This window comes from Halomonas sp. LS-001 (assembly GCF_052983955.1).
This window is the reverse complement of sequence record NZ_CM129816.1, coordinates 870,902-884,965: the sequence shown is the minus strand read 5'-3', so window position 1 is coordinate 884,965 and position 14,064 is coordinate 870,902. Positions and strand designations below refer to the sequence as shown.

Annotated in this window: 12 protein-coding genes; 4 read left to right on the top strand and 8 right to left on the bottom strand. The window is 55.9% G+C overall.

Annotation, left to right across the window (positions count from 1 at the left end; all coding sequences use genetic code 11):
* Positions 1–5: 5 nt before the first annotated feature.
* The 4 genes from ACU6TU_RS03865 (at position 6) to ACU6TU_RS03850 (ending at position 5,960) form a co-directional block, all read left to right on the top strand.
* Positions 6–1,442 carry a Fic family protein gene (locus tag ACU6TU_RS03865; RefSeq protein ID WP_447143268.1) on the top strand — a complete coding sequence of 479 codons (1,437 nt, stop codon included), beginning with the start codon at positions 6–8 and terminating at the stop codon, positions 1,440–1,442.
* Positions 1,443–1,455: 13 nt separating this feature from the next.
* A complete protein-coding gene (locus tag ACU6TU_RS03860) occupies positions 1,456–1,839 on the top strand; it encodes a hypothetical protein (protein ID WP_447143267.1) in 384 nt (127 codons plus the stop codon).
* Positions 1,840–1,846: 7 nt separating this feature from the next.
* A complete protein-coding gene (locus ACU6TU_RS03855; protein ID WP_447143266.1) occupies positions 1,847–3,013 on the top strand; it encodes an MFS transporter in 1,167 nt (388 codons plus the stop codon).
* Between the two features lie 100 nt (positions 3,014–3,113).
* Positions 3,114–5,960: a valine--tRNA ligase gene (locus tag ACU6TU_RS03850; RefSeq protein WP_447143265.1), complete on the top strand. Its 2,847-nt coding sequence runs from the start codon at positions 3,114–3,116 to the stop codon at positions 5,958–5,960.
* Positions 5,961–6,066: 106 nt separating this feature from the next.
* On the opposite strand, the gene ACU6TU_RS03845 is transcribed toward ACU6TU_RS03850, so the two are convergent.
* The 8 genes from ACU6TU_RS03845 to ACU6TU_RS03810 form a co-directional block, all read right to left on the bottom strand.
* The gene (locus ACU6TU_RS03845) at positions 6,067–6,762 is read right to left on the bottom strand and encodes an NAD(P)H-binding protein (RefSeq protein WP_447143264.1); all 696 of its coding nucleotides are present in this window, start codon (positions 6,760–6,762) and stop codon (positions 6,067–6,069) included.
* Between the two features lie 67 nt (positions 6,763–6,829).
* A complete protein-coding gene (locus tag ACU6TU_RS03840; RefSeq protein ID WP_447143263.1) occupies positions 6,830–7,762 on the bottom strand; it encodes a LysR family transcriptional regulator in 933 nt (310 codons plus the stop codon).
* Between the two features lies 1 nt (position 7,763).
* Positions 7,764–9,404, bottom strand: coding sequence for an acyl-CoA synthetase (locus tag ACU6TU_RS03835; RefSeq protein ID WP_447143262.1), 1,641 nt, complete (start codon positions 9,402–9,404; stop codon positions 7,764–7,766).
* Positions 9,405–9,485: 81 nt separating this feature from the next.
* Complete coding sequence (locus ACU6TU_RS03830; RefSeq protein ID WP_447143261.1) at positions 9,486–10,286, bottom strand: enoyl-CoA hydratase; 801 nt, start codon at positions 10,284–10,286, stop codon at positions 9,486–9,488.
* A gap of 38 nt (positions 10,287–10,324) precedes the next feature.
* Positions 10,325–10,774 carry an OsmC family protein gene (locus ACU6TU_RS03825; RefSeq protein ID WP_447143260.1) on the bottom strand — a complete coding sequence of 150 codons (450 nt, stop codon included), beginning with the start codon at positions 10,772–10,774 and terminating at the stop codon, positions 10,325–10,327.
* Between the two features lie 239 nt (positions 10,775–11,013).
* Positions 11,014–11,874, bottom strand: a complete 861-nt coding sequence (folD, locus tag ACU6TU_RS03820; protein ID WP_447143259.1) for a bifunctional methylenetetrahydrofolate dehydrogenase/methenyltetrahydrofolate cyclohydrolase FolD — start codon at positions 11,872–11,874, stop codon at positions 11,014–11,016.
* 59 nt (positions 11,875–11,933) lie between these two features.
* Positions 11,934–13,187 (bottom strand): glycine cleavage T C-terminal barrel domain-containing protein, encoded by a 1,254-nt coding sequence (locus ACU6TU_RS03815; protein ID WP_447143258.1) that lies wholly within the window; start codon positions 13,185–13,187, stop codon positions 11,934–11,936.
* A 221-nt stretch (positions 13,188–13,408) separates the two neighbouring features.
* Positions 13,409–13,900 (bottom strand): Lrp/AsnC family transcriptional regulator, encoded by a 492-nt coding sequence (locus ACU6TU_RS03810; RefSeq protein WP_447143257.1) that lies wholly within the window; start codon positions 13,898–13,900, stop codon positions 13,409–13,411.
* Positions 13,901–14,064: the final 164 nt, after the last annotated feature.

Below are 14,064 nucleotides of genomic sequence, written 5' to 3'. Positions count from 1 at the left end.
TAACCATGGATCAGAGCGAACTGCTGAAAATACTCACCCGCGGCGAAGATAGCCGCCACCAATTCAAGCGCGATGCCACCAACGCAGATGGTCTTGCGGCTGAACTGGCTGCCTTTGCCAACAGTGGCGGCGGCTGGCTATTTCTGGGCGTTAATGATGACGGCTCGATTGCGGGGCTGGATGGCGCGGCAGTGCGGCGGCTGAACCAGCTGCTGAGCAACGCCGCTTCCCAGCATGTGCGCCCACCAGTGCATCCGCTTACCGAGAATGTGCAGACGGACCAGGGCATCGTGATAGCGATGGAGGTGCCTGATGGCTTAGCCAAACCGTATCTCGATAATCAAGGCCGCATCTGGGTGAAACAAGGCTCTGATAAGCGGCATGTCACATCCCGAGAAGAGATGCAGCGCATGTTCCAACGCTCTGGGCTGGTGTATGCCGATATAGTGCCGGTAGCAGGCACCTCGGTGGAGGATATCGACGACAAGGCATTTATCACCTACTTCAATCGTCGTTATGGTGAGGCCAGCGAATACGCCGGTCTGACACGAGAGCAGTTGCTGCAGAACCTAGGGTTGGGCGATGGTCAGGAATTGAATCTGGCAGGATTGATGCTGTTTGGTCGCACCCCCCAGCGTTGGCGCCCTGCTTTTGAAATAAAGGCAGTGGCCTTTCCCGGCACTGCCCTGCACGATACTCGTTACCTCGACAGCGAAGACATCAAAGGCTCTCTGCTGGAGCAGTTCCGGAGCGCCTTCGCGTTTATCAAGCGCAACCTGCACCATGTTCAGCACGGGCGCAATTTCAACACTCTTGGCGAGCTGGAGATTCCCGAAACAGCGCTGGAAGAGCTGCTGGTCAATGCCTTGATCCACCGAGACAGCGCCTCTATCCGCCTGATGGTGTTTGCTGACAGGGTGGAAATCGTCAGCCCTGGTCATTTGCCGGATAGCCTAACCCCAGAGGACATTAGCCGGGGAAAATCCATTCGCCGCAATCCAACGCTCACTGAGCATGCGTCCCACATTCTGCCTTATCGCGGCATGGGCAGTGGCATTCCACGCGCACTTAAGGCATGGCACCAAGTTGACTTGGTGAATGATGCTTCGGGCAATCAATTCAGTGCTATCACCTGGCGCCCAAAGTCGGAGTGGGGATCTGAGGCAAGCACCCTACAAGTCACCGACCAAGTCACCGACCAAGTCACCGACCAAGTCAGCAAGGAAGTATGCCGCCTGCTTGAATCCTTGAAGGGAGAAATGACGCGGGCCGAGCTACAGGCTGTTTTGGGTCTAAAACATCAGCCCCATTTCAGAAAAGCCTACCTGAAACCGGCACTGGACGCCGGCTTGATTGTTCAAACGATCCCGGAAAAGCCAAATAGCCGCTTGCAAAAATACCGCTTAACAGATGTCGGTAAAGCCTGGATAGAAAATCGATGAAAGCAGACTTGGTATGAGCAGGCTATTTAAAACATGGCTTGCACTGTTCCTCGCTGTCACGTTGTCGGCCTGCTCGACGCTGGATGAGGAAAAGACACCTGGCGTTACCGGGCTAAGCGAACAGGATCAGTATGCGCTGGAGGTCGGGCGCAAGGTCATCCGCATTCAAACGGCGCTGGAGAACCCAGAACGGCCAGCGTCCATGGAAGCCGTCAAAGCGTTGGGGCTGGATTCCCGGCACTATGTGAAGGTCAGAGGCTGGCTGATACAGGAACTGCACTCAGCGCAAAGCTGGCAAGAGACGTCCACTTACCAGACCTCACCCGCCTATAAAGACACCACTGATCAAAGAATTAGCGCTTTGCGCCGTATGATACGCGCCATTGACCTGGAGTAGCCCCTTTATGCTCACTCGCCATCCGCTTGTGACCATCGTCATTGCTCAGTTATTCGGCACCTCGCTGTGGTTTAGTGTCAACGGCGTTGGTCCTGCCCTGCAGCAGGCCGCGGGGCTAAGCGATGCCGATTTAGGGTTTTTGACCATGGCCGTTCAGGCAGGCTTTATCAGCGGCACCCTGGCAATCGCGACCAGTGGGTTAGCCGACCGTGTTCGCGCCAGCCAGTTATTTGCCACCGCCGCCGTTTGCGGTGCCTTGATCAATGCGGCGTTTATTTTCAGCCTGGAAAGCCTGTCAGTGGCCATCCTGTTGCGTTTTTTGACCGGGCTGTGCCTGGCAGGCATCTATCCGCTGGGCATGAAACTGGTGGTGAGCTGGACGCCTCATCAGGCCGGGGCTGCTCTGGGTTGGTTGGTGGGTATGCTAACGCTGGGCACGGCGTCGCCGCATCTGCTGCGCGGCATCACGTTGGCCATGCCCTGGCAGACGCCGCTATTGCTGGCCTCATCCCTTGCCCTGGTCGCGGCTATCATGATTTATCGCCTCGGCGTTGGCCCGCACCTTCCCACCACGCCCAAGGGGTATCGCCCCTGGGCCGGTATTGCGGCTTTCCAGCGTTGCGACTTTCGTGCGGCAGCACTGGGGTACTTTGGCCACTGCTGGGAGCTTTATGCGTTCTGGACGCTGACGCCCTTTCTTGTTGCCCGCGAGCTTAGCCGGTTAGGGGCATCGGCAGATAACGTGGCCTGGCTGAGCTTCATGATCATTGCCATCGGTATGCCGGGCTGTGTGCTGGCTGGCTATGCCAGTCGGCAATGGGGTAGCGCCCGTGTGGCGTTTGTCGCACTGGCCACGTCAGGCACGCTATGTCTGCTCTACCCGTTATTGCACGCTGCACCCGCTTATTGTCTGCTTCTCCTGCTGCTTGTATGGGGCTTTAGTGTCATCGCCGACTCGGGGCAGTTTTCTGCCCTTGCGTCAGCCTCAGCGCCCAGCGACCGTCTGGGGGCGTCGCTGGCGATGATGAACGCCATTGGCTTTGGCTTGACGATTCCCGCCATTGCCCTGGTGACGTCATTGTGGAGCACCCAGCAGCTGGCCGTTCTCTGGTGGCTATTGCCTGGCCCACTGCTCGGCTTGCTGGCAATGCGTCGGCTTACCGTCAGGGCCTGACGTCATCGCCTGTGACGCGCTATACTAGGCACCATTTTGCGAACCCAATCAATGCATTCGCTGTCCGGCAACGCTGGGCACCGCCGCTGTGAGCTAATCCATGGAAAAGACCTACCAACCCGAACAGATCGAAACCCGCTGGTACGAACGCTGGGAAGCCGATAATCGCTTTGCCCCTTCCGGCCAGGGCGAGCCCTTCTCCATCATGATTCCGCCGCCTAATGTGACCGGTAGCCTGCACATGGGACACGCCTTCCAAGACACCATTATGGATACCCTGGTTCGCTGGAAGCGTATGCAGGGCAACAATACCTTATGGCAGGTAGGCACCGACCACGCCGGTATCGCCACCCAGATGCTGGTGGAACGCAAGGTGGCTGCTGAAGAAGGCAAGACGCGCCATGAGCTGGGCCGCGATGCGTTTATCGACAAGGTCTGGGAATGGAAGGAAGAGTCCGGTGGCCAAATCACCCGCCAGCTGCGCCGCATGGGCGCCAGCGTGGACTGGAGCCGTGAACGCTTCACCATGGATGAGGGGTTCTACAAAGCCGTTCAGGAAGTTTTCGTGCGCATGCACGAAGACAAACTGATTTACCGTGGCAAGCGGCTGGTGAACTGGGACCCAACCCTGCACACCGCGATTTCCGATCTGGAAGTGGAGAACAAGGAGCAGCAAGGCAGCTTCTGGCATTTCCGCTACCCGCTGGCCGATGGCGTTAAAACCGCTGATGGTAAAGATTATCTGGTCGTGGCCACCACGCGCCCTGAAACGCTTCTGGGTGATACCGGCGTGGCCGTCAACCCGGAAGATGCGCGCTATGCCTCGCTGGTCGGCAAGTTTGTTGATCTGCCGCTCGTTGGCCGCCGGATTCCTATTGTGGCTGACGAACACGCCGATATGGAAAAAGGCTCCGGCTGCGTCAAAATCACCCCCGCTCACGATTTCAATGACTACGAAGTCGGCAAGCGCCAGAACCACCTGCTGATCAACGTGTTCAGCAAGGACGCAACCATCCTTGAGCACGCGGAAATCTTCGACCTCAAAGGTCAGCCGCAACCTGACGAAGACGCCACCTTACCTGCCAAATACGCAGGGCTTGACCGCTTTGAAGCGCGCAAACAGATCGTCGCTGACGTGGACGCTCTGGGCCTGCTGGAACAGGTGGAAACCATCAACAACACCATGCCCTATGGCGACCGTTCAGGCGATGTAATTGAGCCGCTGCTGACCGACCAGTGGTTTGTGGCAGTGGAAAGCCTCGCCAAGCCAGCGATTGAAGCGGTGGAAAACGGCGATATCCAGTTTGTGCCGAAGAACTACGAAAACATGTACTTCGCCTGGATGCGCGACCTCCAGGACTGGTGCATTTCACGCCAGCTATGGTGGGGCCATCGCATTCCCGCCTGGTACGACGCCGAGGGCAATGTCTACGTTGCCCGCAGCGAAGAGGAAGCTCGCGAGAAGCACGGCTTGAGTGCGGACGTCACGCTAACGCAAGACGAAGATGTCCTCGATACCTGGTTCAGCTCGGGCCTGTGGACCTTCGGCACCCTGGGCTGGCCGGAACAGACACCGGAACTGGAAACCTTCCACCCTTCCAGTGTGTTGGTGACCGGTTTTGACATCATCTTCTTCTGGGTCGCCCGGATGATCATGATGACGCTGAAGTTCACTGGCGAAGTCCCGTTCAAAACCGTTTACGTACACGGCCTGGTGCGCGACGGCCAGGGGCAGAAAATGTCCAAGTCGAAGGGCAATGTGCTTGACCCAATCGATCTGATTGACGGCATTACGCTGGACGCGCTGTTGGAAAAACGTACCGGCAACATGATGCAGCCCCAGAAAGCCAAGGCCATTGCCAAAGCCACCAGGGACGAGTTCAAGGATGGCATTGAGGCGCATGGCACCGATGCGCTGCGCTTCACCTTCCTTTCCCAGGCCACCACCGGTCGCGATATCAAATTTGATATGAACCGCCTGGATGGCTATCGCAACTTCTGCAACAAGTTGTGGAATGCCTCACGCTACGTGCTGATGAACGCGGAAGGCGAGGACTGTGGCGCCGACAATGATGACATCGAGCTTTCTCTGGCGGACCGTTGGATTATTTCCCAGCTGCAGAAAACCGAAGTCCAGGTCACCAAGGCGATGGATGAGTATCGCTTCGACCATGCTTCCCAGGCGCTGTATGAGTTCGTCTGGAATGAATACTGCGACTGGTATCTGGAACTTTCCAAACCGGTATTGTGGGACGAAAATGCCAGTGCCGAGGCAAAAAGAGGAACGCGCCGCACTCTGGTACGCGTTCTCGAAGTCATTCTGCGCCTCGCCCACCCGATGATGCCGTACATCTCTGAAGAGATCTGGCAGCGCGTGGCACCGCTGGCAGGTACGCATCGCGGTGATAGCGCTTCGATCATGAACCAGCCCTGGCCGCAGGCAGACGAAAGCAAAATTGACGAGCAGGCTACCCGGGATATCGAATGGCTGAAAGGCGTGATTATCGCCGTGCGTAATATCCGCGCCGAGATGAACATCGCCCCCGGTAAGCCGCTGGATGTTCTTCTAACCAAAGGCAAGCCGGAAGATGCCCAGCGCCTGGAAAGCAACCGCCACTTCCTGGCCAAGCTGGCCAAGCTGGAAAGCGCCACCTGGCTGGCCAACCCGGATGATGCGCCCCTTTCAGCTACGCAGCTGGTCGGCGATATGGAAGTGCTGGTGCCCATGGCCGATCTGATCGACAAAGACACCGAACTCAAGCGCCTGGCCAAGGAAATTGAAAAACAGGACAAGCTGATCGGTGGCATCGAGAAGAAGCTTGGCAACGAAGGCTTTATCGCCAAGGCCCCGGAAGCCGTCGTGGAAAAAGAACGCGGTAAACTCGCCGAATTCCAGGCCGCCAAAAAGCTGCTTGAAGAGCAACAGGCGAAGATTGCGTCGCTCTAGTTCTTGACCACTATAACTGCCAGCCTCGCGTTGGCACTTGAAGGTTAAAACCAGAACGGCACCAAAAGGTGCCGTTTTAGTGTTTGAGCCACGCTAAGTATCAGCATCAGGTGAGACGCTTACGGGTCATGGTATGCATGTCGGCATTTGCGAGCACAAAGGCTGGCGGTTTATCTTCAGCACTAAATGCCGTTTCAACCATTGCGGCTGCCACGCACTGAGTGGCAATCGGGCGTACGGAGCCGGGTAACAAGGATGCAATCGGCGTCAGTAATGACGATGCCATTTTTTCCATGAACCGCCCATCATCCGGTCGTCCAAGCAGCAGCGAGGGTCGAGCAAAGAATACGCTGGGTAACGCGAGCCCTTGAATATCCCGTTCCACCTCACCTTTAACGCGGTTATACAAACTGGCTGAACGCACATTCGCGCCCAATGCAGTCACAACCCCTAACCGTTTGACGCCCGCAAACTGACACGCACGCGCAAACGCCAGCACCCGATCATGATCAATATGACGAAACGCGACTTCACTGCCCGCCTGTTTTTTCGTGGTGCCGAGTGCAATAAAGGCCACGCTTCCTTTAGGCATTAAAGGCTTTGCCCGCTCTTCCAGGGCTTCAATATCAACGACCTGAACACTGATTTTCGTGGTGACAGCCTTTAGGAACGCTTGCGTCGTGTCTAATTCACGGCGCGACAGCACGATGACACGGGCAATCTCTTCACGCTGGGTTAACCGGGTGACCAGCTGCGACCCAACCGCCCCTGTTCCACCAAGTACGATAGCCGTATCAAACATATCTGCCTGCTCCTGGGCGCTATAGCGGAAAGAATGGGGATAAAAAATAGGGAAAAGACCGACCAACTTACTCCTGGCGCTGAGATTCCTCAATCAGCCATTGGCGAAACTGGCGGGCGATCGGTCGCTCAAGGTCTGAACCGGTACTGACCACATAGTAAGCGGGCTCACAATGAAGCGGCGCTTCTACCAGCACCGCCAACTTTCCGGCGGATAGTTCTGCCTGATGCAGCTCACGGCTGCCAAGCAGCACGCCCTGTCCGGCAATTGCGGCTTCCAGCGCCAGCAAGCCGTTGCCAAAGCGCAATTCCTTGAGCGTGTTGGGAGGGCTCCCCTGGGCGCTGAACCAGGCTTTCCACCCACAGGGAACATCAAAACGTGTCAGGGTGCTGTCACACAGTAACTGCTGTTTTTCCAGCCTTTCGATACCCTGCAGTGCGTCGCCCAGGTCGGGAGTCCCCATGGGCACCAGTTCAAGCCCCATCAGGCGCTGAGGGTCAAGATCAGCGTAGTTGCCGTAGCCCAGGCGCACTGATACATCGATACCGGCACGCTTGAGCTCCGTCACGCCGAAGGTGTTATCCGGGGTTCTATCCACACTGTGAAGGCTTGCCTGCAAGCGCACTTCGGCATCCGGGCACAGGGCATAAAATCGATGCAGGCGCGGCACAATCCACTTGGTAGCAAACAGAGGTTCCGCGCACACGGTGACCACCAACCGCTCTTCCCCATAGGCGCGAATCTGCTCGACCGCCCGCTCCAGCGCTTGGAAGCCATCATCCAGCGCAGGCAGCGCCGCGCGTGCCGCCGGTGTCAGGCTGACCCGTCGGTGATGGCGGATAAATAACTCCACCCCCAGGTAGTCTTCCAGCGCCTTGACCTGGTGGCTGATCGCCGCCGGAGTCACATTAAGTTCACTGGCGGCAGCGGCGAAACTTTTGGTTCTGGCGGCCACTGCAAAGTAAGACAGGGCCGTCAGGGAAGGCAGTCTCAACGCCATGTCAGGTCGAGGACGTTTCGGCCAGCTTTTGGCGCAGCTCAAACTTCTGGATTTTACCGGTTGCGGTGGTCGGCAACGATCCAAAGACAATCTTCTTGGGCACTTTGAAATGGCTGATCCGTTCGCGACAGAAGCTGATCAAATCGCTTTCCGTCAGCTCACTGCCCTGGCGCAGCTGGACAAAGGCGGCGGGCACTTCTCCCCATTTTTCATTCGCCATGGCAACAACAGCGACAAATTCAACCTCCGGGTGGCGCTGCACAATGTCTTCTACCTCCAGCGAGGAGATATTTTCGCCGCCCGAGATAATCACATCCTTTAAGCGGTCACGAATCTTGATATAGCCATCCGGTTCCACGACGCCAAGATCACCGGAGTGAAACCAGCCACCGGAAAATGCTTCGCGGGTGGCCTTTTCATTGCGCAGGTAGCCCTTCATGACAATATTGCCACGGAACATGATCTCGCCGATGGTTTGCCCATCCGCAGGTACCGGCTCCAGCGTTTGTGAGTCGAGCACCGCCATGCCTTCCTGCAATGGGTATGCCACGCCCTGGCGGCCATTCAGGCGCACCCGCTCTTCCAGCGAACATTGCGCCCATTCATCCTGTTTCACGCACACCGACGCTGGGCCATAGGTTTCTGTCAGGCCGTAAACATGGGTCAGTTCAATGCCGATTTTTTCCATCCGCTCAAGAACCGACGCCGGTGGTGCCGCACCGGCAATCAGGCCGTAAACCTGATGCTCGATGGGCGTTTGAGCTGCCATGGCCGCATCGGCAATCATGGTGTGAACAATCGGTGCGCCACAGTAATGGGTGATGCCGTGCTGGCCGATCAGCGTCAGAATATGTTCCGGGTCCACGCGGCGCAGGCAGACACTGGTGCCGCCGATAGCGGCAAGTGTCCAGGGGAAGCACCAGCCGTTACAGTGAAACATCGGCAAGGTCCACAGGTAGACCACGTTTGCGGGCAAGGTCCAGGACAGCACGTTACTGACCGCGTTCAGATAAGCACCACGGTGATGACTGACCACGCCTTTGGGGTTGCCCGTTGTGCCCGACGTATAGCCCAGCGCAATGGCATCCCACTCGTCAGCGGGTAATGACCAGCCTTCCCATGCGGGCTGATCGGTCAGCAGGGCGTCGTATTCCAGATCGCCCAGCCAGCGCTCATCGCCCTGGCTCGGGTCTGATACGTTGATTACCTTGGGCTCTGGTCCTTCCAGGCGCGCCAGGGCTTTCTCAACCACATCAGCGTACTCGGGATCGACCAGCAGCAGGCGCGAACGGCTGTGTTCAAGAATAAAGGCAACGGCTTCCGGGTCCAGGCGAGTGTTGATCGCATTCAGCACCGCGCCGACCATGGGAATACCAAAATGCGCTTCGTACATGGCGGGCACATTGGGCAACATGACGGCCACCGTATCCCCTTTCTGGATGCCCAGTTGGGTCAACAGGGCGGCCAGCTGACAACAGCGGTGATAGGTCTGGCGCCAGCTATAACGCGCATCGTTATAGATCAGCGCCGTTCTATCGGGATAGACAGCGGCCGCACGGCGAATAAAGCTCAGAGGGGAAAGCGGAACGTGATTGGCCTCCGTTTTCTCCAGCGCCTCGTTGAAGTGGCAAATATCACTCATCATCTTATCCCTTTTGTTGTCAGCCGAGCGGGCCGTTAACCGACCTTCACCTACTGGCGTTAGCCTTTTATCAGTGGATTATCAGTGGCCGGGTTGCTGCCAAACGGGTTGGCGCTTGGTCAGAAAGGCATCGACGCCTTCCTGCGCATCCGGGTTCATCATATTATCGGCCATCACGGTGCCCGCAAAATCATAGGCATCCGCCAGGCTCATCTGGCGCTGGGAATGAAACATGGATTTTCCGTAGCGCACAGCGGCAGGGCTTTTACTCAGAATCTGCGCGACTTTTTCGGCCACTACAGCATCCAATTCGGCATCGTCACTGACGTCACTCACCAGCCCCCATTCAAGCGCAGTATCAGCGTCAATAAACTCCCCTGAGACCAGCATATTGAATGCCCGCTTGGCGGAGATACTACGCGATAACGCCACCGCAGGCGTCGAACAGAACAGCCCGACATTAATGCCCGATACCGCAAAGCTGGCGGAGCGCGAGGCAATCGCCAGATCGCAGCTGGCCACCAACTGACACCCTGCGGCCGTCGCCATCCCATGCACTTTGGCGATCACTGGAACCGGTAACCCGACAACACTCTGCATGACCCGGCTGCATTGGCGAAACAGGCTCTGATAGTACGCCTGACCAGGGTTGGCGTGCATTTCTTTCAGGTCGTGACCGGCACAGAACCCGCGCCCGTTGCCAGCAATCACCACACAGCGCACGGTCGGGTCGGCAGCGATCGCTTCCAGCTCGTGCTGCAGGGCCGATAGCATGGCCTCAGAAAGGGTATTGAACTTATCCGGGCGGTTCAGGGTGAGATAGACCGCGCCGTCATGATTGTCCCTGAGAAGAATATCCTGCGCTACGTTGGTATCGTTCATTATCGACCCTCAGAGCATGGCGAATGGAAGCAGGCGTGTTAAACCGCGTTGATCGTCACATCGGCCGTTACCGAGTTACGGATAAAGCAGCTCGCATGGGCTTTGGTGTGAATTTTGCTGATGGCTTCCTGGTCAGGCACCTTATCGCCGCCAAAGACAATTCTGGGCGACAGTTCAATGCGTGTGATTGCCATGCCTTTTTTGTCATTACGCTCCAGATAGCCTTTCGGGTCATCCTGATAGGACTCCACCTGATAGCCCTGCATTTCAGCGATGGCAAGGAAAAACAGCATATGGCAGCTGGAGACTGAACTGATCAGCATCTGCTCAGGGTCGGCGCAATTAGGGTCGCCTTTGAACTCAACTGACGCGGAAACTGCCAATTCCTGATCGCCATTCAAGGCGACACTGTGGTTTCGCGAATAGGTATTGGCTTCTGTTGCGTGGGGGGCATGTGTCCAGCGGATGGCGGCTTCATGTACAGACATGGCATGCATTCCTTTTTGTTGGGTTGATTGAATCTGGTCGTTTATTGAATTTTATCGTTTAATCAACCTCATCATAAAAACTCAGAGAACCCGCGTAAAACGACATTAACTCAACACATGCATTAGATTTTCTAACCCAAATATCAGGCTATCATGCTTTTTCATCCACGCATAAACAACTGGCTAACACTCGGCCAGCCAGTCAGGTTCATGCGCAAGTTCCACCAAAAGACCGCTATTCAGGCCAACTGGCGTTTTACCGCTCGTGTGGTGTTCAGCAGCAGGCAGGCAATGGTCATCGGCCCGACACCGCCAGGCACCGGCGTAATAGCGCCCGCGACCTGAGAGACAGGTTCAAATGCCACGTCACCTACCAGCTTGCGTTTACCGTCTACCTCAATGGCATTGATACCGACATCAATCACCGTCGCGCCCGGTTTTATCCAGTCAGCATCCACAAGCTCCCGACGCCCCGCAGCGGCAACCACAATATCGGCATTACGGCACAGGGCTTCGATATCCTGGGTGCGGGAATGCGCAATCGTCACCGTGCAGTTGGCCTGCAAAAGCAGCGCCGCCATTGGCTTACCTACGATATTGGAGCGCCCGACCACCACCGCATTTTTGCCACTCAGCTCCGGATGAACCTGTTTCAGCATAATCATGCAGCCTTGGGGCGTGCACGGCACCAGGGTGTCACGCCCGGCAGCAAGAGCGCCGACGTTAAACGGGTGAAAACCATCCACATCCTTATCCGGATGAATTGAAGCGATGACCGCATCTTCATCCAGTTGGGCGGGCAGCGGTAGCTGTACTAGAATACCGTGAACATCAGGATCATTGTTCAAGGCATCGATCAGCTGACTCAGCTCGTCCTGGGTTGTGCTGGCATCCAGACGATGCTCCCGGGAACCGATGCCCGCTTCGCTCGCACGTTTCATCTTGTTTCTTACGTACACCTGGCTGGCGGGGTCTTCCCCCACCAGCACCACGGCCAGCGTAGGCACAACGCCGTGCTTATCTTTAATCAGCTCGACCTCTGAGGCCACTTGCTGCAACACCTGTGCCGAGAGCGCTTTTCCGTCAATTAACTGGGCCATGGATTATTCTGCTCCTGCTGGAATCATGATTTGAACATTACGCTCGGGAACACCAACCATCAGGCCGACATGGCAATCTGCTTTTTGGGGTCATAGAAAGGCTTATCGACAACCGTTGCATGGGCCGTCCCGGCACTGGTCCGGATTTCCAGCTGGGTACCCGGCTCGGCATACTCAACGGCGACCATCGCCAAGGCAATATTCATGACCAGGCGCGGGGAGTAGATCGCAGACGTTACCTTGCCAACGACTTCCCCCCGGTTCTCCAGTTTGCAGCTTAGAAGTGGCCAAAACGTGGTGTTAGGCCCTTCCAGTGGTTCCATATCGATTTGTAGCCCGACCTGTTTGCGGCTGATGCCTTCCTCTTTTATGCGCTGCAGTGCCGCCTTGCCAATAAAATCAGCAGGCATATCAAGGCTCACCAGACGATCCAATCCCAGTTCAAAAGGATTGGTATGGATATCAGCATCAGCATGATAGGAAAGCATGCCGCCTTCGACGCGTCGAATCGTCGAGGTATGGCCAGGCTTCAAGCCAAAGGGCCCGCCCGCTTCCATGATAATTTCCCACAGCTCATCGCCACGTGAACTGTCACGCAGATAAAGCTCATAGCCCAGCTCGCTTGACCAGCCGGTGCGTGAAACAATCAACGGGATACCATTGATTTCCATTTCATTGAGCCAGTAGTAGCGCATTTCCTTGATGCTATCGCCAAACAGCACATGCATGACTTCACCTGAACGCGGCCCTTGCAACTGCAAAGGCGATACATCCGGCTCGCTGATCGTTACGTCCAGACCGGAGTTAACGGCCAACCCCTGAGCCCAGAGCAGGATGTCACTGTCAGCCAGCGATATCCAGAAGTGGTTCTCTCCCAGCTTCAGCAGAATCGGGTCATTCAGGATGCCGCCGTCAGCATTGGTCATCAGAATGTATTTGCACTGCCCAACGGCCATGCTGGACAGGTCGCGCGGGGTCATCATCTGCATGAACTGCGCGGCATCAGGGCCTGTGATTTCTACCTGACGTTCCGCAGCCACGTCACACAGGATGGCGCCATTTACCAGGTTCCAGAAGTTCTGCTCAGGATCACCAAATGACCTTGGAATGTACATATGGTTGTAGACGGAAAACGCCTTGGCACCCCAGCGAACGGTCGCGTCGAAATAGGGCGACTTACGGATCTGGGTACCAAAACCGAATTCGTCCTGTTTGTTGATGCTGACCACTGTGCTTGAAGTATCGTTGTTTGGCGTAGTGTTGTTTGAAGTAACGTTGTTTGAAATGACGTTGCTTGAAATGACATTTGGCATGCTAACCACCTTGTTTTTATAAAGTTTTATACGTTCGCGAACCTCATGGATTCGATGCGCTAACTATAGGAGCACACGCCACAACAACGCAGTCTAAAAAACGGGTTCGGGGAGTCTGAACAGACTAATTTTTGACATCTTGCTGAGAGTGGAAAACATGGCGCGTTTCAAATGCCGTATCTGGCGGCAGCAACGATCGGGAACAGCCCCCCTCCTGCCTATCAACGGCTCTTATCCGTCATCAGGCAAGCAAGGTTCAGCTGGGTCGATTTGACTTCTCGGGTGGTGATATACGTCATGTAACGTTCTATTCCCAACTCAGCGGCGAGAAGGTCATCTATCACCTGCTGAAAAGCGGACAGACTGGGCGCGACAATTTTCAGCACGTAATCCATACCGCCCCCCGTGGCAATACATTCAATAATTTCATCCACCTGGCAGATATAGCGTTCAAACCGTTCAAAAGCGGCTTTACTATGCGACTGAAGGGCAATGGTCACCATCACCTTGGAGGCGTAGGTAATCTGATCCAGTGCAATGTCGGCATGATACCCGCGAATCAGGCCCGCGTTCTTCAATCGGTTGAAACGCACCCAGCAAGGTGTCGGAGATAGATTCACTATCTCTGAAAGTCGTATTTTACTGAGTGGGCCATGCTGTTGCAGCGCACAGAGGATACGAATATCGGCAGCATCAATCGTCGTTTTTTTCATCTGCTCTCAGCCTTTTCTGTGACGCCAAGCTGAATTCCCCGTTTTCAATCGTGCTCTCCAACCCTTTACAGATTAACGCAACCCTATGTTTGGGAAACGATATAAAGGTCATTATTCTAGCGCCCTTTTTTCACGCCTGGATCATTTTTTACGACGAACCCTGT

Bases quoted from the DNA above. Each gene is read 5' to 3' on its own strand.
- ACU6TU_RS03865 (WP_447143268.1), top strand. From the start codon at position 6: ATGGATCAGAGCGAACTGCTGAAAATACTCACCCGCGGCGAAGATAGC.
- ACU6TU_RS03830 (WP_447143261.1), bottom strand. From the start codon at position 10,286: ATGAACGATACCAACGTAGCGCAGGATATTCTTCTCAGGGACAATCAT.
- ACU6TU_RS03840 (WP_447143263.1), bottom strand. From the start codon at position 7,762: ATGGCGTTGAGACTGCCTTCCCTGACGGCCCTGTCTTACTTTGCAGTG.
- ACU6TU_RS03860 (WP_447143267.1), top strand. From the start codon at position 1,456: ATGAGCAGGCTATTTAAAACATGGCTTGCACTGTTCCTCGCTGTCACG.
- ACU6TU_RS03845 (WP_447143264.1), bottom strand. From the start codon at position 6,762: ATGTTTGATACGGCTATCGTACTTGGTGGAACAGGGGCGGTTGGGTCG.
- ACU6TU_RS03825 (WP_447143260.1), bottom strand. From the start codon at position 10,774: ATGTCTGTACATGAAGCCGCCATCCGCTGGACACATGCCCCCCACGCA.
- ACU6TU_RS03810 (WP_447143257.1), bottom strand. From the start codon at position 13,900: ATGAAAAAAACGACGATTGATGCTGCCGATATTCGTATCCTCTGTGCG.
- ACU6TU_RS03855 (WP_447143266.1), top strand. From the start codon at position 1,847: ATGCTCACTCGCCATCCGCTTGTGACCATCGTCATTGCTCAGTTATTC.
- ACU6TU_RS03850 (WP_447143265.1), top strand. From the start codon at position 3,114: ATGGAAAAGACCTACCAACCCGAACAGATCGAAACCCGCTGGTACGAA.
- ACU6TU_RS03815 (WP_447143258.1), bottom strand. From the start codon at position 13,187: ATGCCAAATGTCATTTCAAGCAACGTCATTTCAAACAACGTTACTTCA.
- ACU6TU_RS03835 (WP_447143262.1), bottom strand. From the start codon at position 9,404: ATGAGTGATATTTGCCACTTCAACGAGGCGCTGGAGAAAACGGAGGCC.
- folD (WP_447143259.1), bottom strand. From the start codon at position 11,874: ATGGCCCAGTTAATTGACGGAAAAGCGCTCTCGGCACAGGTGTTGCAG.